This window comes from Rhodococcus sp. HM1 (genome assembly GCF_023218075.1).
GTDB lineage: Bacteria > Actinomycetota > Actinomycetes > Mycobacteriales > Mycobacteriaceae > Rhodococcus.
Map to the genome: position 1 here is coordinate 14521 of NZ_JALPTB010000023.1, position 25951 is coordinate 40471.

Genomic DNA, 25951 nt, shown 5'->3' on the forward strand with positions numbered 1-25951 from the left:
CTCGTGGCCGATTTGGGTCAGCGGTCGAGGCGATGGAGGTGGTCGGTGAGGGCGTCAGTGACGCGGTGATGGCGGGCGGCTTCGTCGAGCCAACCACGGTCGCGGGCATCGGACTCGAGGACCTGGATGTCGGTGCGTTGCGCCTCGAGCGCGCCGCGGAATTCCGGTCCGGTGACGAAGTTGTCGCAGGTTTCGCAGATGTTGGCGTAGGGGCAGGCGCCGGCCGATTCGTGGCGGGAGCAGTAGCCGTGAGCGACACGAGTTTTGAGCATCTCGCTGCCGAGCCAGCTGACGGTGTCGGGGACGATGGGTTTGCCGACCGGGGTGAGGGTGAACCGGCGGCGCATCGTGCCCATCGCCTGGTCGTAGGCGTCCCGCAGCGTCGGCGACGCCAGGGTGGCGTAACGCAGAGTCATCTGGGGAGCGACGTGCCCGAGCAGCGCCATCAACGCTTGCAGACTCATCCCGGCGTTGGCGAGTTCGGTGGCCCAGGTGTGTCGTAGCTGATGCGGGGTGACGACCAACGGTGCACCGCCGGTCCCGCGCAGTCCGCAGGACTCGACGGCGGCGAGAAGTCCGTTGCGTAGTCGGGTCTGGCCGAGACGACGACCGTGCGCGACGAACAGGAAATCGGTCAACGCTCCGGTGCGGGGATGCGGCAATGGTCGGCAGACACCGCGCCCGCCGGTCCACTCATCCAACGCCGTGAGGGTGGTGGCCGAGAGCGGAACCATGCGTTCGGCGGCGAGTTTGCCCAACGGCACCTTGAGCCAGGTCCCGGCCGGTCCGTAATCGATGACGCTGCCGAGTTCGAGGTCGAGTAGTTCCCCGACCCGCAGACCGGCTCCGCGCAGCACCGTCAACCCGATGCGAGCGAACGAATCATCCAACTGGCCAACCGCATTCATTACTGCGGCATCGATATCGGGTGGCAGGGCCCGCGGCAGTGGTTGATCGAGTTTCGGGACGTCGGCGGCGAAGACGAGTCGGCGGGTCGGTGCCTGTTCCCAGCCCCATTCGGTGAGATCGTCGAACAGGTTGCGCAGGCTCAGCACCGTCGATTGGATCACGGCCTTCGAGATGGTGCGTCCGGCGCCGGCGGCGGCGCGTTGTCCACGCCAGCTGCGGGTGCGGTTCCAGGCGAGGAAGCCCTCGATGTGACTGCGATCCAGATCCTCGAGGGACGTGACCTCGGGATGAGCGGTGGTGAGGTAGTCCGCGAACGGCAGCAGGTCGTTGATCAGCGATTCGACGGATTTCGGGCGCAGCACCGCAGCCCGGACGGTGACGTAACGCAGCAATGTTGCGCGGATCGCGTCGGCCATCGGAGCCTCGGCGAACCGTTGGGTGTAACTGCGGGCCCACCGCCGGCGCCGTGGTGGTGTGTCGACGATGCGAGCCTGAAACAGCATCTGCCGCAGACCCGCGATCCGGTTGCGGTAGGCCCGGCGCGACGACGGCGGAATCGACTGTGTGGCAGCCAATGCGGCGTCGAAATCGTCGATGGTGTCGTCGGTGATTCCGCTGACGGATCCGCCGTGCCAGGCGAGCAGCACCGCCAGGCACTCGCCCAGGACGGTCTCGACCCAGGACGGTGTCCAGCCCAAGGACAGCCCGGCGGCCCGGACGGCAGCGAATCCGTCGGGGTCGCGGGCGTCGATGGCCCGTCCGAGTCCGGTGAGGTTCTTGACGGCGGCGAACTCGAGGTCCAGTCGCAGCTCGCCGCGTCCGATGAGGTGACACAGCAGCGGCCACGCCCCGGTGCTGCGCAGTTCGGTGAGCCGGTCCGCTGCCGGCCGAGTCATCCAGTCCCGCAGATCCGGGTGCTCCGCCAGAAACGCACCCGCGATGCGGGTGCGACCGCGGACGGCTCCTCCGCTCAGCCCGAGGGTAGCGACGTGGTCGAGATAGCCGGCCAGCACCGTATCCGGCGCCGCCACAGTCGTCGATGCGGTGATCATCGCCGTGCCCCCGCCAGGCTGGCCCGGGCCGCGCCGTATTCCGCGGCGAGTTGTTCGATGGACAGGTGCACGTATCCGGCGGTGGTCTCCGGGGACACGTGTCCCATCAGCTCCCGCAACACCATCAGATCGATTCCCGCAGAGGCCAGTTCGGTGCCGTAGGTGTGTCGCAGCCGGTGCGGACGCACCCGACCGGCACCGGAGAGCTCCCGGTGCCGCCGGAACAGCGACCGCAGTCCGGCCTCGGTGACCGGCGACCCGTGGGTGGGACCGCGCAGCACCACGAAACACTCTCGTGTCGCCAACCCCGGCGGCCGTTCGAGGCGCAGATAGGCCGACAGTTCGGTGAAGAACACCGCATCGACCGGCACCACACGCTCCTTCGAGCCTTTGCCGAGCACCCGCAACCGACGTCGACCGAAATCCACGTCCGTCAAGCGCAGGGATCGCACCTCGGCGCTGCGCAGACCCCCGAACAGCATGGCCCACACCATCGCCCGATCCCGATGGGTGCGCAACGACGCCACGAACTGCTCGACCGCGTCGGCATCGAGGGATTCGGGCAGCAACCGCGGTTGGCGCACCAACCGGCCCCCGGCCCGGGGCCGGCCCGGTCCGAGATGTCCGAGCAGTCCCCGCGCCTGCGGTCGCAGGCCCTGCCCGCGCCGCGGTGAGGGCACCGGATTGTCAGTGCGCATCCCGGTCATCACCAGGTACTCGAACAACGCCCGCACCGCCGCGACCCGCCGATTGATCGTCGACGCCGCCGTGCCCCGGCCATTCCTTCTCGCCGTGCCGGGGCGGGGTTCGCGGCGCACGTCCTGCCAGTCGATCCACTCGAACACCGTCACCGGCGTCACCGCCGCCAATCGGAGATCGTGGTCGAGCAGAAACCGGGCCAAGTTGAGCACATCGAACGCATACGCCCGCACCGTCGCCGCGCTGAACCCGCGCCCGGCCAGATGTTTCAGGAACGCATTCGCCGCAGCGCATCCCTCCCACTGGCCGTCGATCGCAAAGCCGTCGCTGCTGGTGCGCACCCGAACGGTCATCGCCTGCCCCTTCTCGATCGAGCCGACACCGCCAGCATGCGCCCCGCATCGCCGTCGGCCGCGGACCTCACGCCGCACTCATGATCGTGTCGTGGGAGGGCCGGTTAACCGATCTCGGGTTGTTGGACCAGATCTTCTGCCAGTGTGCTTTCGGGAACGCGGTGAACGCGAGCACGTCGTGCTTGGCGGCTTCCATCAACGCCGCGACCTTCGGAAACGACCCGGAGAAGGTGTCGGTGACCTGGTCCCACTGCGCGGCCACCTCGACCGGGTCGGTGTGCGCGAAGATCGTCTTGACCGCCGCCATCACCGGCGGCACATGCTTCGAGGTCACCGCGGCTCGGATGTTGCGCATGAAATGCACCCGGCACCGCTGCCACGAAGAACCCGCGAACTGCTGCATCACCGCAGCTTTGAGCCCACTATGGGCATCGGAGATCACCAGATGCACCCCCGACAGACCACGGGCCCTGAGGTTGGTGAGGAACTCACGCCAGAAGTCGAAGGATTCACTGTCGCCGACCGCGGTGCCCAGAACCTCGCGGCTACCGTCGATCGACACCCCGGTCGCGACCACCAGCGCCTGCGAGACCACGTGCGCACCGACCCGGACCTTGCAGAACGTCGCGTCGAGGAAGACGTACGGAAAGCTCGTGTGCGTCAGCGTGCGCTCCCGGAACCGGGCGATCTCGGTATCGAGGCCGGCGCAGATCCGCGAGACCTCCGACTTCGAGATCCCGGATCCGACCCCCAACGCACCGACCAGGTCATCGACGCTGCGGGTGGAGACGCCGTGCACATACGCTTCCATCACCACCGCATACAGCGCCTTGTCGATCCGCCGACGCCGTTCGAGCAAGGATGGGAAGAACGACCCGGACCGCAGCTTGGGAATCTTGACGTCCACCTCACCGCTGGTGGTCGACACCGTCTTGGTGCGATGCCCGTTGCGATGGGTGGTGCGCTGCTCGGTGCGTTCGTAGCGGCCGGCGCGAGTTTGTCGGTGGCTTCGGCTTCGATCAGAGCTTGCAGTCCGGTGCGGATCAGTTCGGCGAACACGTTGGTGCTGTCGGCGCTCTTGAGTGCGTCGAGTTGGGCGAGCAGTGCAGAATGGTCGTGGGTCATCGCGTAGATGCTTTCTGTGAGTCACTTTGGTCGGTAACTCGTTGATCACTACGCGATGACCCACCCTTCGCCAGGGAGCGACACGCCGCGGACCTGGCCGGATGTCCTCAGCCGATTCCCACCACTCCCCGGGACTTACCCGGCGACTGCGGAGATCATTCTGAAACCGTCAGTAAGAAGCGCCCTCGCGGGCAACGACCGCGGGGGAACCATCAGCGCGTCAGCCCGCCCATGAGGAGCCGTGGCTGCACAAGTCGCCGATCAACGACACCACCCGATCCTCGTGGGGGTCGATCCAGACCGCTGCGTCGTCGACCTGCCGCGGCACAGCAGATGCCCACCACGCGAGGGCCACTGCACGAAGTCGTGGCCGGCCAGCTCGGCTTGGGCGGTATCGGCGACCCAGACTGCGGCTTCGGCGAACGAGGTGTTCATCGACAGTCCCTGACACAATCTGAATCCACTGATACCCGCAGTGCCGTGCCATCCGATGGTGACGGCATAGGTCCGGCCGATCGACAGTTCCCACATCAGCCGGTCAGGATCGACGTCCCGGCCGTAGCGCAGACACCGCAAATCCCGCGCGGTGGCCACAACCGCCTCGACCCACGCCTGCGGAGCGTCGAGCTGCGCCCCAGGCGTGTCATAGAAATCGACAACGTCACCAACGACCTTGAAACGCCACGTCAACTGCTCCGCATCGTCAGGATCCCAGATCGGCACGAGCTCTACTGTCGCACAACAGCGGTGAGGATCCGTCCCGTCGCACCGCCACCCCGCCGGCACAGACCACAGGCCGGGGACCGTGCTCGGTTCGTCCCCGGCGGCTAGCGATTGCGTACCTTCAGCACGGGGGACTGCTGCACGGATAGGTGACGTTGATGATGAAAGGGTCCTCGTCGGCGGTGCGTGTGACCCTACAGGTGACTGACAGCCGTAGTGCTTGTCTTCCAGTTGATCTGTCCGCGTGTCCGGTCGGCGGGGGCGTCCGATGCATGTCGGCCAGGGAGACGAGCATGACTTCATATGAGCTTGGTGTCAGCCCCGTCAACGTCTTGTCTGTGCGGATTCCTGGCCGACGTGCCCACTGGTGAGGAAGGCACGGTCCCATCATGGCAATATTCATTTCCGACGCCATCGACTCTCCGCCGGTCGTCGAGGTCGTTGCGGGTGTCGATACGCACGCGGACAATCATCACGTCGCGGTCCTGACCGCTATGGGAGCACGATTGGGTGACCTGCAGGTGCCCGCAACCTTGGCGGGTTACGAGCAGCTTGCGGAGTTCGTCCGCTCTTTCGGGGTGATCCGACTGATCGGGATCGAGGCAACGGGTTCCTACGGCGCCGGTCTGGCCCGGTATCTGCTGGCTTCGGGCATCGAGATTCGGGAAGTCCTTCGACCTCGTCGTGCGCAGCGTCGGCAAGGCAAGTCCGATCCCATCGATGCGTATGCCGCAGCGCAGCAGGCACTTGCAGAGCCGGAGTCCCTGCCGGTTGCCAAGGCCGGTGACGGGGTAGTGGAACAGATTCGGGTGCTGTTGACCGTGCGGCGCAGCGCTATCAAAGCGAGGGTGGCGGTGATCCGCCAACTCAAGTCCTTGCTGGTCACGGCACCCGAAACGCTCCGAAACCGTTGGTCGAGATTGAGTGAGCACGCACTGATCGACGGGCTGGCCTCGACTCGCCCTGGAACGGCGACCGACTCTGTCCTCACGGCGACCGCCCATGCTTTGCGGCGGCTTGCTCGCCGTTACCAGTACCTCACCCAGGAAATCGTGGAGTTCGACGACGAACTCCGTGTCCTCGTCGATCACGCCGCTCCGGCGATGATCGCGACGAAGGGCTACGGTGTGATCACCACTGCGACGCTCCTCGTCACCGCCGGCTCGAACCCCGAGCGGCTACGCTCGGAAGCATCGTTCGCTGCCCTGTGCGGGGCATCCCCCATCCCGGCATCTTCAGGCAAGACGACCCGTCATCGTCTCAATCGTGGCGGGGACCGGCAAGCGAACTGGGCACTTCACCAGATCGCTCTGGTGCGTCTGTCCAATGACCAACGCACCAAGGACTATGCGGCCCGGCTGCAAGCGAGCGGAAAGTCGAAGAAGGACATCATGCGATGTCTCAAACGAGCAGTCGCTCGTGAGGCCTTCCACCTGATCGTCCACCCGAAACCGGCGCCAAAGACGGAGGACTTGCGAGCACTGCGCCACCGACGTGGGGTCACCCTCGCCCAGGCCGGGATCAACCTCGGTGCCGAACCCGCCCGCTTGAGTGAACTCGAGCGCGGTAAACGGCCCAATGCCGATCTGGCAATTGCGTACCGCGCCTGGCTCACTGCCGTTTGACACGCATAGGAGCATCATCTGAACTGTGGTGCCGTGAGGCACTGCTGGAAGGATGGACCCCGTGCCCAAGCCCTATCCGAAAGAGTTCCGCGACGACGTCGTCCGCGTGGCCCGCAACCGCGAACCAGGTCAGCACCTGCGGCAGATCGCCGCCGACTTCGGCATCAGCGAATCCTGCCTGACCAACTGGCTCAGGAATGCCGACGTCGAGGACGGCACCAAGCCAGGGACGACGAACGAGGAGTCCAGAGAGAACCGCGAGCTGAGAAAGCGGATCCGGTTGCTTGAGCAGGAGAACGAAGTGCTGCGGCGGGCCGCGGCGTATCTATCACAGGCGAATCTTCCGGGAAAATGATGTACCCGCTCGTCCGCGAGCTGGCCGCCGGCGGGATTCCCGTCGCGGCGGGTGTGCCGGGTTCTGGGGATCGCGCGCCAGCCGTACTACCGGTGGCTCGCCGACCCGGTCACCGACGCCGAACTCGAGGAGGCGTACCGGGCGAACGCCCTGTTCGACGCCCACCGCGAGGACCCGGAGTTCGGCTACCGGTTCCTCGCCGACGAAGCCCGCGATGCGGCGAGTCTATGTCGGACCGCACGGCGTGGCGGATCTGTTCGACCAACAGGTGGTGGAGTGTGTTCGGCAAGAAACGTGGCTCGAAGAAGGGCCGCTCCGGGCCGCCGGTGCACGATGATCTCGTCGGCCGCGTCTTCACCGCGGATGCTCCAAACACTTTGTGGCTCACCGATATCACCGAACACAGAACCGAGGAAGGCAAGCTCTACCTGTGTGCGGTCAAGGACGTGTACTCGAACCGGATCGTCGGCTACTCGATCAGCGATCGGATGAAATCCCGTCTGGCTGTCACGGCCCTCGAATCGGCAGTGGCACGGCGGGACTCGGTTGCCGGATGTGTGGTTCATTCCGACCGTGGATCGCAATTTCGCAGCCGGAAATTTGTCCGCGCCCTCGCCCGCCACGACCTGGTCGGATCGATGGGTCGGGTGGGTGCGGCCGGCGACAATGCCGCGATGGAATCGTTCTTTGCGCTGCTCCAGAAGAACGTCCTCGACCGGCAGAGATGGGCCACACGCGAGCAGTTGCGCATCGCGATCGTGACTTGGATCGAGCGGACCTATCACCGCCGGCGACGTCAGCTCCGGCTCGGCAGATTGACGCCTGTCGAGTTCGAGACCATCATGACCACACCAGCCACACAGGCTGCGTGACCGAATCTGTCACCGGATCGTGCAGCAGTCCCCGTCACTCCCTATCTGAGTCTGTCCAGGCGTGAGCGGCTGAGGTCGCCGACCGTCCCATGCTCGCTGGAGACTGCGTTCCAGCCGAACTACCGTTTCACGAGGGCCTACATCATCGGTTCAACCCGCGCTGGCTCGGCAAAACAAACATCACAGATCGTTGACGAAGCCCGGAGATACCTCCGGGACCATTCCCGGCTGTTGCTTCAATGCTTTCTGGACGGCGACTTCTACATATCATCGGAGGGGTCGACGAGAACTTTCATCTTCCGGCCCGCGTGCAGTGCCTCGAATCCCTCGTTGATCACATCATCGATTCTGACTGTGGTGACCCACCCTGTGGTATCGTAGACACCTTGCGCCATCAACGCAATAACGGCTTCGAAGTCGGTGGATGTGTAGCACAGCGAGCCCTGGAGCCGGGATTCGTTCATCACCAGGTTCAGTAGCGGTACGGTCAACGGCTTTTCGTAGATGGCGACGCTGATGGTCGGTCGCCGTGCACCGACACTCGCAGTCGCAGCCTCGATTGCCGACTTCACACCCGCTGCATCGAATGCGGCATCTGCTCCACGCCCATCCGTGACGTCGGTGACGAACGCAGACACGTCAACCTGCGTCGGGTCAAGGGTATGGGCGCCCAACGCCTCGATTGCAGTGCGGCGAGTCGACGACGGTTCCGCGACATACACCGACTCGAGCCCCATGCCTTGCAGCGCGAACCACAGTCCGATACCAATGGGCCCGGCGCCGAAGATTATCGCCGTGTCGCCGGGCCCGACGTCACCGAGTGCCGCAGCGTGATACGCCACTGCCATCGGCTCGACCAGTGCACCGAGTTCGAGTGAGACGTTGTCGGGCAGTCGATGCAACATATTGACCGGCACGATGGTGTACTCCGCCATACCGCCGTCGGACATCAGGCCGTGGAAGCCGATCTGCTGACACACGTTGTACGTTCCGGCCCGACAGGGCGCACAGCGCCCGCATCGGTAGATCGGCTCGATCGCCACTCGGTCGCCTGGGACATAGCCGGTGACGCCCGCGCCGACCTCAAGGATGGTCCCGGCGAACTCATGGCCCATCGTCAGCGGCAGTTCCCGACCGGTCAGCGGATGCGGCTCGGTCGGGACGAAGATCGGGCCTGCATAGTATTCATGCAGGTCAGTACCACAAATTCCGTTGAAACCTACCTTTACCTTGACCGTGCCCGGTCCAGGTTGCGGTTCAGGAACGTCAGCGATTTCCAGTTTGTTGGGTCCGTAGTAGACAGCAGCTTTCATACCTCGAGTAGTAGTGACTCACAACACATTCTGAAAGAGTTGCAGCGCGTTGCAACCGAAATCCAAGTTGTTACCCCGCGGGGGTGCATGAGGCTCGACAGAAGCCATGGATAAGCCTGAATCCACCGAACGATCAGCCGCGTAGCAGCGTGTCGAACTGAAGAAAGTGCCCCCTGAACTGGGAAGATTGGAGTTCTCACACAACAAATCCACCAGGTCACGAAAGGCACTTCCGGTGAAAGTGTCCCACAAGTTCATCGACGGCTCCGCCGTGTTCGACGAGGACAACCTCGTCTCGTGCGCCGGACTGGTCCCGGTCATGACACTGGCCGAACACACCCACCTGCCGGACCTGCTCACCGAGAAGGTCTCGATCACCACCACGAAGGTCACCTCCGGGGCCGCGAACCCGGCACCGAAACTGCTCACCCTGATCGCCGGGATGTGCGCCGGCGCCGACAGCATCGACGATATCGACCTGCTGCGCTCGGGCGGCATGAAGCATCTGTTCGGCAACGTCTACGCGCCCTCGACCGTGGGAACGCTGCTGCGCGAGTTCAGCTTCGGCCATGCCCGTCAGCTCGAATCCGTGCTCCGCGAACACCTGATCGCACTCGCCGCCCGGGTCGAGATCCTGCCCGGTCTGGCCGAGCAGGCGTTCATCGACATCGACTCGCTGCTGCGCCCGGTCTACGGCCACGCCAAACAAGGCGCGAGCTACGGACACACGAAAATCGCCGGCAGACAGATCCTGCGCAAAGGCCTGTCCCCGCTGGCGACGACGCTCAGCACGGCGGACTCCGCGCCGATCATCACCGGGATGCGACTGCGGGCCGGGAAGGCCGGCTCGGGTAAAGGTGCAGGTCGGATGGTCACGCAGGCCATCGTCACCGCCCGCCAGGCCGGCGCGACCGGGACCATCGTGGTCCGTGGGGACTCTGCGTACGGCACCCGCGCGGTCATCTCCGCGTGTCTGCGCGCGAAAGTGTGTTTCTCGCTCGTCCTGGCCAAGAACACCGCCGTCCAACGCGCGATCGACTCGATCCCCGACGACGCGTGGACCCCGGTGAGATATCCCGGTGCCGTGCGTGACCCGGACACCGGTGCCTGGATCTCCGATGCCGAGGTCGCCGAAACCACTTACACCGCTTTCGCTTCGACCAGGACTCCGGTCACCGCCCGGTTGATCGTGCGCCGCGTCAAAGACGCCCGCTTCCCCGACGCGTTGTTTCCGGTGTGGCGATATCACCCGTTTTTCACCAACACCAGCGCCCACACCGTCGATGCTGATGTCACCCATCGCCGGCACGCGATCATCGAAACCGTCTTCGCCGACCTCATCGACGGGCCGCTGGCGCACATGCCGTCGGGGCGCTTCGGGGCGAACTCCGCCTGGGTGCTCTGCGCGGCGATCGCCCACAATCTGCTGCGCGCGACCGGTGTTCTTGCAGGTGGTGGGCATTCGCGCGCCCGTGGGGCGACGCTACGCCGCAAGATCGTCAACCTTCCCGCCCGATTGTGTCGACCGCAACGAAGACCGATCTTGCGACTACCCACGCACTGGCCCTGATCGGGCGCATGGCTTCGACTGTGGGCCAACACCATCGGCCACAGCCCGCCAGCTATCGCCTGAACACTGACCGACCCGCCGAGACGGCACGACCGGAGCCGCACCGTGGAAAAGCTGGGCAGACCAGCGGTTACTTCACGCCCTGAGCCCGCACTCGTCTGGAATCCAGATCCGGATCGACCTTCAAGGACTCATCGGTGGATTCAGGATAAGTGCCGCGAATTTGAAGACACGTTGCGGCACTCGACGTGAAACCCGCGCGCCGCGCTGAAACCGTCTCATTACCAATGCTCTGACACGTCCGCTTGCATCGGTCCCCTCACGGCCGGTTGCAGGAGATCACCCCCCGTGCTCCTCCAGTCCTCGCGTATCTGCACGTTTGTACCTATGCAGACCGGCGCCTCGAGAACGAAGCGCAGAATCAGCATCCCCACTGGGCTTTCCGAAGATCTGAATCTGCAGTAACCTCGCACCCCGGGTCGGCGAACCCCTGTCACCGGCCCGAGAAGTCACCGCCCCTCTGCGCGGTGGCCGCAGCCCTACCGCAGCATCCCCTGTGCTCGGTAGGGCTGCTTCACTTCTTCACCAAGACCGTCTCTCGAGGTACGCACAACGAACTGACCTTCCCAGTAGGTGACCGAGCGATGTGTGCACGTGAACCCCACACGTCGAATCGGACAAGAGCGCCGAGTACGCCGAACCGCGATCAGGCAACCGGACGATTCTCCCGAGTCACAGTCGACGCTCAGGCCGTTGGAGACGTCGCGGCTCATTACTGGGCGACGATGGCTGCTCAACCGCCGCCGTACGGATGCAACGCTGTGCAACTCTGTACTCCTTCCTTCACCTCCGGTAGGAATACTTGCACCATCGCGGAGACCTCAGGAGGACATCAGGAGGCATCGATGCACACAGCTGCACTATCGCCGGCGAAAGATGACGGTGCCCGGCGACGCCGGCCGCCACTCAGCGAGCCGGAAACCGCAGCAAGTGCATCTCAGGTACTGACGTTCACAGCTTTCCCTCGGCCATCTCCATCCTCGCCGAGCCACACTCACGGCGTGCGGCCGACAGGCACAGTGTCAGTCGGGCGGCACGTAACCACGGCTTCGAGAACGCTCCGCATGAGCAGCCGGATAAAGGCAACTGCCGAATCTCAGGAAGGACCAACATGACCGTCGCACTCGTCACAGGAGGCGGACAGGGAATCGGCCGTGGCATCGCACTGCGCCTAGCCCGGGACGGACACGATATTGCGCTCGTCGACGTGAACGAGGCCAACATGCAGTCGGTTGCCGCCGAGATTCGTGGGATCGGCAGAAAGGAAACCACATTCGTTGCCGATGTCAGCGACCGTAATGCCGTGTTCGCGGCAGTGAACCATGTGCACGAAACTCTCGGCAGTCTCGACGTTATGGTCAACAATGCTGGTATCGCGCAGGTTGCTCCGATCGCGGATGTTCGCCCTGCGGATCTGCAGAAGATCTGGGCGGTCAATGTTGATGGCGTACTGTGGGGGATCCAGGCTGCAGCAGAGAGATTCAAGTCCGAGGGGCGCAAAGGCAAGATCATCAACGCGTCCTCGATCGCCGGACATGATGGTTTCGCGATGCTCGGTGTCTATAGTGCAACGAAGTTTGCGGTTCGCGCCTTGACGCAGGCTGCAGCCAAAGAATATGCGGCGTACGGGATCACCGTGAACGCGTACTGCCCCGGAGTTGTCGGTACCGACATGTGGGTGACCATCGACGAGCGTTTCGCCGAACTGACCGGCGCTGCGAAGGGCGAGACCTACCACAAATTTGTCGGCGGCATTGCGCTCGGAAGAGCCCAGACGCCGGAGGACGTAGCCGCGTTCGTATCGTATCTTGCCGGTCCTGATTCGGATTACATGACCGGTCAGGCACCTCTGATCGACGGCGGTCTTCTTTATCGCTGAGCAGCCTCCTTGTACCGATGTATACGATCGAGCACGATGACGCGACTCGCGAATGCCGAGCGCCCGCATGATCTACCCAGATCGGCACAATGAGGGAACGTTTCACACCATACGACCAGTAATCGTCCGTCCCATGACGCCTGAGCAGCCCACCGGTTCGACCACGGATCTGGAACACAACCTCCCCGGTGAGCTGGAGGTATATGTATGACCAGTTCGACTCATCAGCGACTCCTGGCTGTCGATTTCGGAACCGACCTCGCGCGGCATGCGCGAGTCCTGAATCGGGTACGCGACGCCGTACTTTCCGGACAGCAACCACCTATGCCGCCACGCGAAGTCGTCGCCCGGTCGTGGTCACGATTACAGACAGTGGGCGTCAGCCCCGCACGGTGTGAAGAGATCGTCGTCGTAGAGTGCGCAGATCTCGAGTCTCGTCGCACACGAACGCCTCTTCGCGCGGTTCTTCCGGAACTTCGGAGCACGTTGACCACGGTGGCGGGCGAGGCAAATTTCGTCGTCGTACTTGCCGACGCTGACGGAGTCGTGTTGTGGCGGGAAGGTTCCCACTCCGTCTGCAGGCGAGCTGACGCTCTCGGTTTTGTAGAGGGTGCCCAATGGTCAGAACGCGTTGTCGGCACCAACTCCGTTGGCACTGCGTTGATCGAGAGAGCACCGGTACAACTGTTCTCGGCCGAACACTATGCGCGGTCGCACTATGATTGGTCGTGTACTGGGTCACCGGTACACGATCCACGGACTGGTGACGTACTCGGCGTGATCGATATCAGCGGTTCGGCAATGTCGATCCATCCCGCCACCATGGCTCTCGTGCAGACGGCGGTGAGATTGGTGGAGTCGACATTATGGCGTGAACACATCACCCAAATTGAGAAGCTCCGCGCGAAGGTGGCCCCAGTGCTTGCCACCGTCGGCGGGCCAGCACTCGTCTTGGACCGGCACGGTTGGGTTGTCGAGTCGGTCGGGATCGGTGTTCCTGAACGGTTGGCACCTCCGTGTGCGGAAAAACCCTTGCTGGTACCAGGTCTGGGTTTGTGCGTTCCCGAGCCACTCAGTGAGGGATGGTTAGTGCGCCGCAGGCAGGATGGACCGACGATCGAACTCGAACTCGATCTCGGTGCCCAACCCCGGGCTACGGTGCGCGGAGACGTGGATTGGACACGTGCCCTGTCACCGCGACATGCTCAGATTCTGCGGGTGCTCGCGAGCGCCGGACCTACGGGGATCGATGCCGCCACAATGAGCGAAGTTCTGTTCGGGGACCGTGATCACGTGGTCGCAGTCCGTGCCGAGATCTCTCGACTACGAAGGAGTCTGGGGCCGGTTCTGACCACTCATCCATACAGATTCGCGCAGGACGTCATGGTTCGGACCCTCGACTGAGCTCATCCTTCTCCTGTCCTGCAGTACGTCGACGTGCACGCATGCGCGCTTTGGTATTCGCGCATCGTCGAACCCGCTTCGAAACTCTCGCTGCCGGCTGGACCCTGAACGACCTCGGGTGACCCAGGAACGCAGCGAGTGCGCGGTCGGCAAGGCCGTGTAGTTGTCATGGTCCCCGCGATCGGTAGCCTCGAAAGTGTACCCGATCCCAACTCGGTCGATACGCGCTCGGTGACCGATCGGATCCGAGTCTCCCACCTGAAGAGCACCTTGGCCTGGTTGTCGATTATCACCGCGGTCGCGTCCCCCACCCACTCTGCCGTGGCCGTATCGACCACGCGAACCTGTTTTCACGGTGCTGCAGCCATCCAGTTCCCCACGACGATGAGATAGCCTAATTCCTTTGTCCAACAATTGATTCTGCGTATTCATGTTCACGCCGATGCACGCTACGACGAACAGGCCACTGCTCCCCATCACATCCCGAGGTTCACTGCACGACTTTGCGAACCCCTGGAATTCGAACTCCTGGAATATCTCTGAGGTCTTCACAAAACCTGGTCTTGATTCCGAGATCGTGGGTTCGGCCTGCAACCCCATGGACTCAGGCGGTCGTTCTCACAGAGGCGATCGTCTGGAGTCGGCCATCGATCGTTCCGCGATCGAGCTGGATCCCCAGCTCGAACGGTCCCCTCCTCGTATCGCGACCGGACGAGAAGCGTTGGGGTCGATCACTTCTGCGGACCGACGTCGTGCACCGACCGGATTGTCGCTCGCCACTTTCCGATGAGTCCCACCATACGCAGCCCTTGAAGTCGCCTGGACGGTGCCTCGGCCCGATCCACTCCACCTTCGATGGATTCTGCGTCCGGAGACTGCTGGGATGCACCGACTGCACGCTGGCCGAAACCCGAGATTCGAGCGATCGTAGAAGGTGAATCCAGCCGAGAATCGGGTTCGTCGGGTGCGCACGTACCTCAGGCCGGGGTTCGACGTCGACTTCAGCAGTCCTTTGTGATGTTCGGAAACACCGAACATCACAAAGACCACGCACCTTCTGTGAGACGTTCGGGACGTGCCCGCTCTCACCCGGTCGCCCCGGCCAGGACTGCAATCAACTGCAATGTTGAGGGAACGCCGCGTTCTCCCTACATTCGTGATCCGGGTAACACGAGCTGCTGCGCCAGAAGAGATCGCAGCCCCGTAACCGAATGGGGGCCAGTGATAGTGGCCCGATACTGAAGGCAGAGGAGAACAATGGCGCTGACGAAAAATGCACTTTTGAGCGCGTACCGGAAGATGACCGAGATCCGAGCGTTCGAAGACCGGTTGCACGAGGAGAACGCTACGGGTGACATTCCTGGGTTCATCCACCTGTACTCGGGCCAGGAGGCGATTGCTGTCGGGGTGTGCGAGAACCTGAACGACACCGACTACATCGGATCGACACACCGCGGCCACGGTCACTGCATTGCCAAGGGGTGCGACCTCAACGGGATGATGGCCGAAATCTTCGGGAAGAACGACGGTTTGTGTCATGGAAAAGGTGGGTCGATGCACATCGCCGACCTCTCGGTCGGCATGCTCGGCGCGAACGCGATCGTCGGAGGCGCTCCCTCGCTCGCGATCGGCGCTGCGTTGAGCGCTAAGACCCTCGGCAATGGCGGCGTTGCGGCCTCGTTCACCGGAGACGGTGGATCCAATCAGGGAACCGTATTCGAGGCGATGAACATGGCGGTCGTGCTCGAGTTGCCGATCGTGTTCGTCATCGAGAACAACGGATTCGGTGAAGCCACCGGACGGGACTACGCGGTCGGTGCTCCGAGCATCGCGGGACGAGCAGCTTCGTTCGGAATGCCGTCGACCACAGTCGATGGTACCGACTTCTTCGAGGTCTACGACGCGACGTACGAGGCCGTCGAGCGCGCTCGTAGAGGAGGTGGACCGTCCACCATCGAGGCGACGGCACACCGCTGGCACGGTCACTTCGAGGGCGATGCGCAGCTATACCGGACCGCCGACCAGGTCGCCGAGCTCCGCAAGAATCAGGATCCCTTGATGAAGTTCCGTGCGAAGGTCATCGGCAAGAAAGTCACCGCGAAAGAGCTCGATGCGATCGACGCCGAGGCTCGTGAACGGGTCGACGTCGCTGTTGCGAAGGCGCGAGCTGCCGAGTACCCGCCGCAGGAGAGCCTGCTGTCGGACGTTTACGTGTCGTACTGAGAGAGAGAACGAAATGACCATGTCGAAGACGACATATCGCGAAGCGATCAAAGCTGCACTCGCCCAGGAGATGCAACGGGATGCGACGGTCGTGCAGATCGGTGAGGATCTGCGCGGCGGTCAGGCCGGCACCAATCCGGAACTCGAATCCGGGAAGGTGGAGGCGTTCGGCGGTGTGCTGGGGGTGACGAAGGGTCTGTGGACCGAGTTCGGTTCCGACCGTGTCATCGACACCCCGATTACTGAGTCCGCGATCATCGGGATGGCAGCCGGTGCAGCTCTGACCGGGCTCCGCCCGGTGGCCGAGTTGATGTTCATGGACTTCTTCGGAGTTTGTTACGACGCGCTCTACAACCAGGCCGCGAAGTTTCGGTACATGTTCGGCGGCAAGGCCCGCACCCCCCTTGTCGTACGAGGGATGATCGGTGCCGGTTTCTCCGCTGCCGCCCAACACTCACAATCACCGTACAACGTATTCGCCGCTGTTCCGGGCCTGAAGGTTGTTGCCCCATCCAACGCGTACGACGCCAAAGGTCTGCTGATCCAGTCGATTCGCGACGATGATCCGGTCGTGTTCTGTGAACACAAGACACTCTACGACGTCAAGGGCGAGGTTCCGGACGAGCCGTACACGATCCCGTTCGGTGTCGCCAACTACACCCGCGAAGGCACAGACGTCACGATCATTGCCCTATCGGCGATGGTGAACGCTGCCAACACCGCCGCGGACAAGCTGGCCGCCGAGGGAGTTTCCGTCGAGGTCGTCGACCCCCGCACGGTGTCGCCACTCGACGAGGAAGGCATCCTAGAATCCGTCGACTCCACCGGCCGAGTAGTGATCGTCGACGAGTCCGCGGCGCGCTGCGGGTTCGGTCACGACGTCGCCGCGCTGATCGCAACGCGTGCGTTCGGATCACTGAAGGCACCGATCGAACTGGTCACCCCGCCGCACACCCCGGTGCCGTTCTCTCCCGTTCTCGAACAAGCGTGGCTGCCCGACGCCGCTCGGATCGAAGCTGCCGTCCGCAAGGTCGTGAGTGCTTGATATGAGTGAGATCAAACTGATCGAAGTTCCCAAGTGGGGTCTGTCCATGGAGGAAGGCACTGTAACTGAATGGCTGGTCGAGGAGGGAGCATCCTTTTCGAAGGGCGACTTGATCTGCGAGATCGAGACCAGCAAGATCGCCAACCAGCTGGAAGCACCGTTCAACGGCGTGCTTCGACGGATCGTCGCCAAGCCGGGTGAGACGTTGCCGGTCGGTGCGGTACTGGCGGTGTCTGCCGAGGCTGCAGTCTCCGACGCCGAGATCGAGGAGTTCCTCGCCGCTATCGGCGCAGACCAAGTGCCGACGCCGGCCGAGGCGGGCGGGTCACCGGGCGGGCATCCCGCCCCCGCGCAACCGACGCTCGAGAGCAGCCCACCGTCTCCGGTGGCCCACGAATCGGTGCCTGTGACCGAGACGACCAACGGATCCCGTCAGCGTCCTGGTTCCACGATCGTTCCCGAGGCTTTGCAAGGGCGGACGAACGGTGACGTGTTCGCGACTCCGCACGCCCGCCGGTTGGCAGACGATTTGTCGATCGACCTGGCCCGTGTGGCTGGGACCGGCCGGGAGGGCCGGATCTCCGTTGCCGACATCCACGACACGATTCGCGCAGCCGGTGGAACCGTTGCTCCTCCGGTGTCGCCCGTGCGGTCAGGTGTACCGGGACGATCGTTCGAGGACGACAGCACCGTCCCAGCCACCCCCGTGGCCCGCCGTCTGGCAGCGTCTCTCGGGATCAATCTGCACGATTGCCGTGCTACCGGTTCAAGGGGCAGGGTGTGTGAGTCCGACGTCCGCGAGGCAGAACGCCGATTCCGGCTGCAACCGGAAGTCGGTGCAGCTCCTGAACCCGTCGCAGAGGCGGAGTTCGAGACGATCCCGTTCACGACGATGCGTAAAGCAATCGGGCAGCGGTTGCAACAGTCGAAGCGCAACGCCCCGCACTTTCGGCTCACCACCGATCTACAGATCGATGATCTCCTTGCTCTGAGGAAAGAGATCAATGCGACCGTTCCGGCCGTCAAGGTGTCGGTCAACGATTTCATCGTCAAGGCGTGTGCTGCGGCGCTGCAGAAGGTGCCCGACGTCAACATTCAGTTCGATGAGGCAACACAGTCGGTGCTGCGCTATGCGCGCGCCGACATCTCGGTGGCTGTCGCATTGCCGTCGGGTCTGATCACCCCGATCGTGCGCAATGCCGGCGGCAAGACTCTCGCCGAGATCTCCGGGGAGGTGCAATCGCTGGTGACCAGGGCCAAGACCGGGAAACTGACTGCCGACGAGTTCCAAGGTGGCACCTTCACAGTGTCCAACCTAGGCATGTTCGATGTGCGGAAATTCGACGCGATCATCAACCCACCGCAGGGCGCCATCCTCGCGGTCGGTGCCGGCCAGGAGCGTCCCGTCGTCGTCGACGGCCAGGTCGTTGCCCGTACGATGCTCACCGTCACGCTCTCGTGTGATCATCGAGTGATCGACGGCGCGCTCGGCGCGGCCTTCCTGCGCGAACTCCGACGTTTCGTCGAGTCACCCGCGCTGATGCTGGTCTGAGAGGTACACCATGACACAGAAATACGACGTCCTCGTCGTCGGCAGCGGACCGGGTGGTTATGTTGCGGCCATCCGCGCCGCGCAGCACGGTTTGCGCACCGCGATCGTCGAACGGGACCGGCTCGGAGGGATCTGCCTGAACTGGGGATGCATTCCCACCAAGGCCTTGCTGCACGGCGCCGATGTCGCCCACACGTTGGTGAATCTCGAGCCCCTCGGGTTCAGCACCGGTAGTGTGGAATTCGATATGGGACGCCTCGTCGAGTTCAGCAGGTCGGTGTCCGGACGACTGTCCGACGGTATCGGGTACCTGATGAAGAAGAACGACATCGATGTCGTCGAAGGAGTGGCGCGATTGCTCGACAAGGGCGTCGTCGCAGTGACGACAGCAGACGAGACGGTGTCCGAATACCGGGCCGACCACGTGATCCTGGCAACCGGAGCCCGGCCGCGTCCGGTTCCCGGTGTCATTCCCGACGGCGACCGCATCTGGACATACTTCGACGCTCTCGTCCCGACAGATCTGCCGAAATCGTTGTTGGTCATCGGCTCTGGCGCAGTCGGCGTCGAATTCGCGAGCTTGTACAAGGATCTCGGCACCGACGTCACCCTCGTAGAGATGGCGCCGCAGATCATGCCGGTGGAGGACTTCGCTGTCGCAAGCCACGTACGGCGTCAGTTCGAGCAACGAGGTATCAAGATTCACACCGGCGCCTCGGTATCCGAACTGGCAGCCGGCCCGGATACTGTCACCGTTACCGTGCAGTCGACCGCCGGAACCGTCGATGAACTCACTGTGGACAGGGTGCTCGTCGCAGCCGGCATCCAGGGCAACGTCGAGGATCTCGGCCTCACAGAACTTGGCATCGAGGTCGAACACGGTTTCATCACCACCGATCAGTGGTGTCGCACCAGCGCATTCGGGGTATACGCGATCGGCGACGTGGCAGGCGCACCTTGCCTCGCCCACAAGGCCAGCCACGAGGCCGTGCTGTGCGTGGACAAGCTTGCAGGTGTGCAGCACGTCCGGCCGTTGGACCGGGACTACGTTCCGGGCTGTACGTACGCGAGGCCGCAGGTCGCCAGCCTCGGTCTCACCGAAGAGCAAGCGCGGGCGACCGGGCGTCGCCTGCAAGTCGGGCAATTCGATCTGCAAGCATCCGGAAAGGCACTCGCTATCGGTGAAGCCGACGGCTTCGTGAAAACGATCTTCGACGCCGACAGCGGTGAACTTCTCGGTGCCCATATGGTCGGCCCGGACGTCACCGAGCAGATTCAGGGCTTCGGTATCGCCCGAGCCCTGGAGGCGACTGCCGACGATCTCGCCGAAGTCGTCTTCGCACACCCGACACTGTCTGAAGCAATGCACGAATCGGTCCTGTCCGCGCTAGGCCGTCCGATCAACATGTAGTGGCTCTCGCCGAACCGTGGACTTTCGTGGGCCCGCGGTTCGGCGGGAACCTCACCCAGGAATGGAACGCCACGTGAATGCCACACCCGGAAGACCACTCGAGGCGTCGGCCCCGACAGGCCGCAAACTGCTCCGGCTGGAAGTCCGCAACGCTCAGACCCCCATCGAACGCAAACCGAACTGGATCAAGACCCGCGTCAGGATGGGCCCCGAATACACCGAACTCGAGAGCCTGGTCCAACGCCAAGGACTGCACACGGTGTGTGCCGAAGCCGGCTGTCCCAACATCTTCGAGTGCTGGGAAGACCGCGAAGCCACGTTCCTGATCGGGGGGCAGCAGTGCACGCGCCGTTGCGACTTCTGCCAGATCGAGACCGCCAAACCCACTGACCTCGACCGGGACGAGCCCCGCCGCGTTGCCGAGTCCGTGCGGACGATGGGACTCCGGTATTCCACCATCACCGGTGTCGCTCGCGACGACCTGCCCGACGGCGGAGCCTGGCTATACGCCGAAACCGTGCGACAAATCCACGCTTTCAGCCCCGGAAGCGGCGTCGAGAATCTCATCCCCGATTTTGGGGGCAAACCCCATCTCCTGGCCGAAGTGTTCGAATCTCGTCCCGAGGTGCTTGCCCACAACGTCGAGACCGTACCGCGGCTCTTCAAGCGTATCCGGCCCGCGTTTGACTACGATCGATCCCTCGGCGTGCTTACAGCGGCCCGCAAGTTCGGTCTGATCACCAAGTCGAACCTGATCCTCGGCCTGGGCGAGACCCCTCGCGAAGTGCAGCAGACGATGCTCGACCTACACGATGCCGGCTGTGACATCCTTACCATCACTCAGTACCTGCGACCCTCGCCGCGGCACCATCCAGTCGAGCGCTGGGTACAGCCCGAAGAATTTCTCGAACACTCCAGATTCGCAGAGGAAATCGGTTTCGCAGGTGTCCTGGCTGGACCCCTCGTCCGTTCCTCGTATCGTGCCGGACGCCTCTACGCCCAAGCCATGTCCCACCATCGCCGTGAGCTCGAGACTCCCCCATGCACCTCGGAGCAGCTCATCCGATCACAAACCCCACCCACGGAGTCCACCCTCGTCGACGACCACATCATTGAAGGCAGTCGTCGCCAATCGGCATCATCAACCCCTTTCGCCTTCAATACAGGAGTCCTTTGATGAACACGGTGGTAAGCAAATTGTTCGCTACCCCTATCTCGTGGTTGCTGGCCGTCCCAATCGTGTTGCTCGACCGCCTGATGTCTCCGGAAATGACCGAAGGACCGGTCTGTGATACACGCTCTGCGGCGCGGCACTGCACCGACCGCTACGAATCCACTTGACGACTCCTCACCTCACCGAACGATTCTCATCGGTTACGCGACCGAATCCGCAAGCACCGGAACTTCACAATCCTCTCCTTATTACTGCAACGACAGTTTGATGCCTGCGAGCGAAGTGACATCGCGCTCGCGCCTGATGGACGCGCCGCCATAACGACCGACGCCGGAGGCGTGCGGGCGAATGACGGATCGAATGGACAATTCGGTTGAACAGTTGCTGTATCTCGCTGACAGAGAAAGAATCTGAGATCTATACCGACCCTCGGTCGTGAACCCGGTGGGGCAACCCGGTTCGAGGCGGGTTGTGCAGTCCTTTTCCATACCGCGGTGCAAGTGTCAGCGGTCATGTAATTCCCCAGGTTGAGGGGTCGACCCGTCACGTAATTCCTCACCCGCCTGTCACGTAATTCCCCACCCTTGGGGCGTGTCGGCCGGGGTGTGGGTGCTGCTGCAGGTTCGCTTCTTCCCAAGGTCCACCGAGGGCCTGGGAAGGGGCCCGACGGTGGCAAGGAGAACGTGGACGATGACCGATCTGATGGAGTTGTTCCGGCATTGGCATGCCGGCCGCTCCCAGGTGCAGATCTCGACGGCCCTGGGACTCGACCGCAAAACCATCCGCAAGTACTTGGCGCCGGCGCTGGCGGCGGGGTTGAGCCCGGGCGACGGCGGGAAGTTCGACGAGAACCTGTGGCGCGAGTTGATCACGTCCTGGTTCCCGGAAGTGGTGGACCCGACGGCGCGGGCGGTGACCTGGCCGGCGATCGCCGCCCACCACGCCTGGATCGAGGGCCAACTCGACGAGTCGGTGACCGTGGCGACGATCGCTCAACGCCTGCGCGACGATCGCGGTGTTCCCGTTTCGGAATCGACCGTGCGGCGGTATATCGCAACACGATTCGCCGATCGTGTCGCGGCGTCGAAGGCAACCTTTCCTCGCGGTCCGGTCTCGCCGGGCGACGAGGGTCAGGTCGACTACGGCAAGTTGGGGATGTGGCGCGATCCGGCCACGGATCGGCGGGTGGCGGTGTGGGCGTTCGCGATGATCCTGGCGTGTTCACGGATGCTGTTCGTCCAACCGGTGCTGCGGATGGATCAAACCTCGTGGTGCGCTTCGCATGTGGCCGCGTTCGAGTTCTTCGGTGGCGTCCCGGCGCGGATGGTGTGCGACAACCTCAAAACCGGGGTGGACCGTCCCGATCTCTACGATCCGCAGATCAACCGGGCCTATGCCGAACTCGCCGACTTCTATCAGGTGCTCATCGATCCGGCCAGGGCCGGCAAACCCAAGGACAAACCACGCATCGAACGCCCGATGCCCTATATCCGGGACTCGTTCTTCCGGGGCCGCGAGTTCACCTCGCTGACGCAGATGCAGGCCGCCGCACTGGCATGGTGCACCGACGTCTACGGCCGGCATCAGCATCGCGGTCTCGGTGGTGCGCACCCGGCGGTGGTGTTCGACGCCGTCGAAAAGCACACCCTGACGCCGTTGCCGCCCAGGAGGTTCGAGCCGGTGGTCTACTCCACCGGCAAACTCGCCCCGGACTGTCACGTCAAGGCCGGCAAGGCGTTGTATTCGGCGCCGTGGCAGCTGATCGGCCGACGATTGCTGGTGCGCACCGCCGGGGATGTGGTGCAGATCTTCCACGACGAGCAGGTCGTGGCCACCCATGTGCGCCGCCTGTCCGGGAGAGCGACCAATCCCGAGCATTATCCGCCGGAGAAGACCGCGTTCACGTTGCAGACGGTGGTGTGGTGCCGGGTCCAGGCCGAGCAGATCGGACCCGGCGCGGTCGCGATCGTCGACGAGTTGTCCCAGGTCAACGCGATCCATCGACTGCGATCGATCCAGGGCATCATCCGGCTGCGGTCGCGTTACGACGATGCCCGCATCGATGCGGCCTGCGCCCGTGCCCTCGAGGTCGGTGATCCGCGTTATCGCACGGTCAAGGGCATCCTCGTCGCCGGCACCGAACACGACGGCCAGGACGTCGCCGATGCCGGGGTCACCGCGCCGGCGTTGTTGCGCGGGCCGGCCGCGTTCGACACCGAACGATCCGCTTGATCCGTTCATATCGCCAGAAATATTGAACTGCAATTACTTTCACTAGATGCTGTGAGGACACCTGTCATGACCATCCATGATCCCAGCCTGCGGGCTGCGTTGAAAACCTTGAAGCTGACCGGCATGCTCGACACCCTCGACGCGCGCCTGGCGCAAACCCGCGACGGGCAGCTCGGGCACCTCGAGTTCCTGCAGGTGCTCTGCGAGGACGAGATCGCCCGCCGCGAAACCGCCGCCTTGGCCCGGCGGGTGCGCCGGGCCAAGTTCGAGCAGCAGGCCACCTTCGAGGACTTCGACTTCACCGCCAACCCGAAGCTCCCGGCCGCGATGCTGCGGGATCTCGCTGCGCTGCGGTGGCTCGACGCCGGCGAGTCGGTGATCCTCTACGGACCCGTCGGCGTCGGCAAAACCCATGTGGCACAAGCGCTAGGGCATCATGTGGCCCGACGCGGCGGGGACGTGCGGTTCGTCAAGTGTTCCCGGATGCTCGCCGATCTGGCCGGTGGACACGCCGACCGCACCATCGGCCAACGGATGCGCGAATACACCCGGCCGCTGGTGTTGATCATCGACGACTTCGCGATGCGCGAGCACACCACCACCCAGTCCGATGATCTCTACGATCTGGTATCCGACCGGGCGATCGCCGGCAAGCCGTTGGTTCTGACGAGCAACCGGGCCCCGAAAGACTGGTATCCGCTGTTCCCGAATCCGGTCGTGGCCGAGTCCCTGCTCGATCGGTTGATCAACACCAGCCACCAGATCCTGATGGACGGCCCGTCCTACCGGCCACGCAAACGCCCCGGGAACCGCACCGCGGCCGCGAACTGAACCAACCCGGGCACCGGCCCGGCTACCCTCGACTCAGCACACCCGGACATGGGGAATTCCATGACGGAAACCCCTGGGGAATTACGCGACGGTCGACACCTTCACGAATTTCCGTTCGGCGGGAGCCGTGCTGCACCGCATTCGTCCCTGCGATGGGTTCGTACCGGGGTTGCCGACGTCGAGGCGTTTCTCGACTCGTCGTGGTCAGGAGCAATCTTCGGTTGACGTCGGCGGCCAGGAAACGGCGTGGTCCCGCTCGCGGAACACGCCTTGGTACTCCTGGAAATACCGGGACGCGACGCACCCCATTGGTATCTCGCGCAGCGGAAGTGGAATCGCTTTCAACACGGTGCTCGCCGCCCGCATCGTCGCTATCACTGAATTGAGTACTGCGAAAAGACCTCACGCAAGCGCGCAATTTGCCACATGCAGGTGATCGGTGTGGACCCGATCTCCTACCCTGCGATTGAGCCGCGGACAGGACAGCAACTTCGGAGCGGCTGATTCAAGTGGCCGCCGGGATAGGCTTCCTCATCGCGACGGCACCGCTCACACCTGCGGCCGAGGGTTGGCCGAAGAATCCGCGCTTGCAGCTTTGCCGCGCCATGCATACGTTGTTTGCGTCTCACGTGGCGGGATAATCGAAGAGCATGCACTCATACAGCCTTGTGCGAGAACGCCTCTCACAGAGGAAGGCATCGATGCCCGCACCGTGGAGTTCTTGACCCCCGACGCGGCAGCCTGAATGATGTCCAATGTCATTGTCCCCCGCACGACGGCTCCACGACCGACAGGACCGTCCGACCAGGGCGGGCGATCCTGATCGAGAACGTCGAACGTTTCGTCACCGGCGCGCCGCTTCGCTAAATGATTGACCTGGCGGCAGTGCCTGAGGCCCTGCCGTCCGTACCCGCCCTGTTTCAGGGACGGGTGTAGCCGACCAGGATGCTGTCATCGACGTCGGGCAGGTTCACGACGATGTTCTCCGGGGTACGGGTGGTCAGCCAGACCAGCTCTTCTGTCGTGCTCATATTGACCTCGACGTGCGGCATGAAGGGAGGGACGAACACGAAGTCGCCTTCCTCCATGTCCACGTGCTCGCTGTAGTTCTCCCCGAAGTAGATTCGCGCCGTACCAGTAAGGACGTACCCGCCGGTCTCGGCTTCTCCGTGATGGTGCGGAAGTGAGCGATATCCGGGTTCGTTGAACACCTTCCCGGGTCAAGTCCCGCGAGGTGGTGTACGACGTCGTCGCGTGATTCCTCGTGGGTGGCTCAGGCAGTCAAGGCCGGTGTCACCTCCTCGGTCTCCTCGGTGACACTGTCGGCGGGCTTGTCGGTGCGGGAGCGAGCCAGCACGTCGAGGCCGAGGTAGCGGCGGCCTTCGATCCACTCATCGTGCTGCTCGGCCAGCACCGCCCCGACCAGTCGGATCAGCGCAGTCCGATCCGGGAAGATCCCCACCACATCGGTCCGGCGGCGGATCTCCTTGTTGAGGCGCTCCTTTATCCGGCCCTCAGGGTCGGATCAACCCCTTGTTGCCGAT

The 25951-nt window shown here is 63.6% G+C and carries 13 protein-coding genes and 6 pseudogenes; 12 read left to right on the forward strand and 7 right to left on the reverse strand.

Going from position 1 to position 25951, the window contains the following annotated elements:
- Positions 1 to 17: 17 nt before the first annotated feature.
- The 4 genes and pseudogenes from M1M07_RS13940 to M1M07_RS13955 form a co-directional block, all read right to left on the reverse strand.
- The gene (locus M1M07_RS13940; protein ID WP_248674599.1) at positions 18 to 1961 is read right to left on the reverse strand and encodes a tyrosine-type recombinase/integrase; all 1944 of its coding nucleotides are present in this window, start codon (positions 1959 to 1961) and stop codon (positions 18 to 20) included.
- A complete protein-coding gene (locus M1M07_RS13945) occupies positions 1958 to 3013 on the reverse strand; it encodes a tyrosine-type recombinase/integrase (protein WP_248674601.1) in 1056 nt (351 codons plus the stop codon). The genes M1M07_RS13940 and M1M07_RS13945 overlap by 4 nt, the downstream gene beginning before the upstream one ends.
- A gap of 115 nt (positions 3014 to 3128) precedes the next feature.
- Positions 3129 to 4138 (reverse strand): annotated as a pseudogene (locus M1M07_RS13950) (IS256 family transposase); the annotation flags it as partial.
- Positions 4139 to 4399: 261 nt separating this feature from the next.
- Positions 4400 to 4861 (reverse strand): hypothetical protein, encoded by a 462-nt coding sequence (locus M1M07_RS13955; RefSeq protein WP_308200801.1) that lies wholly within the window; start codon positions 4859 to 4861, stop codon positions 4400 to 4402.
- 389 nt (positions 4862 to 5250) lie between these two features.
- Between M1M07_RS13955 and M1M07_RS13960 the strand changes: the two genes are divergently transcribed.
- Positions 5251 to 6486 (forward strand): IS110 family transposase, encoded by a 1236-nt coding sequence (locus M1M07_RS13960; protein WP_106201352.1) that lies wholly within the window; start codon positions 5251 to 5253, stop codon positions 6484 to 6486.
- Between the two features lie 52 nt (positions 6487 to 6538).
- Positions 6539 to 7713: pseudogene (locus tag M1M07_RS13965) on the forward strand (IS3 family transposase).
- A 260-nt stretch (positions 7714 to 7973) separates the two neighbouring features.
- Here M1M07_RS13965 and M1M07_RS13970 read toward each other — a convergent pair.
- The gene (locus M1M07_RS13970; RefSeq protein ID WP_085470721.1) at positions 7974 to 9026 is read right to left on the reverse strand and encodes a 2,3-butanediol dehydrogenase; all 1053 of its coding nucleotides are present in this window, start codon (positions 9024 to 9026) and stop codon (positions 7974 to 7976) included.
- A 235-nt stretch (positions 9027 to 9261) separates the two neighbouring features.
- On the opposite strand from M1M07_RS13970, the pseudogene M1M07_RS13975 reads away from it, so the two are divergent.
- The 10 genes and pseudogenes from M1M07_RS13975 to istB form a co-directional block, all read left to right on the forward strand.
- Positions 9262 to 10593: pseudogene (locus M1M07_RS13975) on the forward strand (IS1380 family transposase); the annotation flags it as partial.
- Between the two features lie 1174 nt (positions 10594 to 11767).
- On the forward strand, positions 11768 to 12535 hold the full coding sequence (locus M1M07_RS13980; RefSeq protein WP_145709068.1) for an acetoin reductase: 768 nt from the start codon (positions 11768 to 11770) through the stop codon (positions 12533 to 12535).
- A gap of 207 nt (positions 12536 to 12742) precedes the next feature.
- The gene (locus M1M07_RS13985) at positions 12743 to 13939 is read left to right on the forward strand and encodes a GAF domain-containing protein (RefSeq protein WP_145709067.1); all 1197 of its coding nucleotides are present in this window, start codon (positions 12743 to 12745) and stop codon (positions 13937 to 13939) included.
- A gap of 1257 nt (positions 13940 to 15196) precedes the next feature.
- Complete coding sequence (locus M1M07_RS13990) at positions 15197 to 16162, forward strand: thiamine pyrophosphate-dependent dehydrogenase E1 component subunit alpha (RefSeq protein WP_145709066.1); 966 nt, start codon at positions 15197 to 15199, stop codon at positions 16160 to 16162.
- A 13-nt stretch (positions 16163 to 16175) separates the two neighbouring features.
- The gene (locus M1M07_RS13995) at positions 16176 to 17207 is read left to right on the forward strand and encodes an alpha-ketoacid dehydrogenase subunit beta (RefSeq protein ID WP_282582045.1); all 1032 of its coding nucleotides are present in this window, start codon (positions 16176 to 16178) and stop codon (positions 17205 to 17207) included.
- 1 nt (position 17208) lies between these two features.
- Positions 17209 to 18759, forward strand: a complete 1551-nt coding sequence (locus M1M07_RS14000) for a 2-oxo acid dehydrogenase subunit E2 (RefSeq protein WP_145692070.1) — start codon at positions 17209 to 17211, stop codon at positions 18757 to 18759.
- 10 nt (positions 18760 to 18769) lie between these two features.
- Complete coding sequence (gene lpdA, locus M1M07_RS14005; RefSeq protein WP_145692071.1) at positions 18770 to 20170, forward strand: dihydrolipoyl dehydrogenase; 1401 nt, start codon at positions 18770 to 18772, stop codon at positions 20168 to 20170.
- A gap of 73 nt (positions 20171 to 20243) precedes the next feature.
- Positions 20244 to 21200 (forward strand): annotated as a pseudogene (gene lipA, locus M1M07_RS14010) (lipoyl synthase); the annotation flags it as partial.
- A gap of 834 nt (positions 21201 to 22034) precedes the next feature.
- Entirely contained in the window at positions 22035 to 23576 is a 1542-nt protein-coding gene (gene istA, locus M1M07_RS14015; RefSeq protein ID WP_248674603.1) for an IS21 family transposase, read from the forward strand.
- A gap of 66 nt (positions 23577 to 23642) precedes the next feature.
- Entirely contained in the window at positions 23643 to 24407 is a 765-nt protein-coding gene (istB, locus tag M1M07_RS14020) for an IS21-like element helper ATPase IstB (RefSeq protein WP_064257733.1), read from the forward strand.
- A gap of 920 nt (positions 24408 to 25327) precedes the next feature.
- Here the strand turns inward: istB and M1M07_RS14025 are convergent.
- Positions 25328 to 25624, reverse strand: a pseudogene (locus tag M1M07_RS14025) (cupin domain-containing protein); the annotation flags it as partial.
- 56 nt (positions 25625 to 25680) lie between these two features.
- A pseudogene (locus M1M07_RS14030) lies at positions 25681 to 25911 on the reverse strand (transposase); the annotation flags it as partial.
- Positions 25912 to 25951: the final 40 nt, after the last annotated feature.

Coding starts and splice junctions, on each gene's coding strand:
- M1M07_RS13940 (WP_248674599.1), bottom strand. CDS start 1,961: ATGATCACCGCATCGACGACTGTGGCGGCGCCGGATACGGTGCTGGCC.
- M1M07_RS13945 (WP_248674601.1), bottom strand. CDS start 3,013: ATGACCGTTCGGGTGCGCACCAGCAGCGACGGCTTTGCGATCGACGGC.
- M1M07_RS13960 (WP_106201352.1), top strand. CDS start 5,251: ATGGCAATATTCATTTCCGACGCCATCGACTCTCCGCCGGTCGTCGAG.
- M1M07_RS13970 (WP_085470721.1), bottom strand. CDS start 9,026: ATGAAAGCTGCTGTCTACTACGGACCCAACAAACTGGAAATCGCTGAC.
- M1M07_RS13980 (WP_145709068.1), top strand. CDS start 11,768: ATGACCGTCGCACTCGTCACAGGAGGCGGACAGGGAATCGGCCGTGGC.
- M1M07_RS13985 (WP_145709067.1), top strand. CDS start 12,743: ATGACCAGTTCGACTCATCAGCGACTCCTGGCTGTCGATTTCGGAACC.
- M1M07_RS13990 (WP_145709066.1), top strand. CDS start 15,197: ATGGCGCTGACGAAAAATGCACTTTTGAGCGCGTACCGGAAGATGACC.
- M1M07_RS13995 (WP_282582045.1), top strand. CDS start 16,176: ATGACCATGTCGAAGACGACATATCGCGAAGCGATCAAAGCTGCACTC.
- M1M07_RS14000 (WP_145692070.1), top strand. CDS start 17,209: ATGAGTGAGATCAAACTGATCGAAGTTCCCAAGTGGGGTCTGTCCATG.
- lpdA (WP_145692071.1), top strand. CDS start 18,770: ATGACACAGAAATACGACGTCCTCGTCGTCGGCAGCGGACCGGGTGGT.
- istA (WP_248674603.1), top strand. CDS start 22,035: ATGACCGATCTGATGGAGTTGTTCCGGCATTGGCATGCCGGCCGCTCC.
- istB (WP_064257733.1), top strand. CDS start 23,643: ATGACCATCCATGATCCCAGCCTGCGGGCTGCGTTGAAAACCTTGAAG.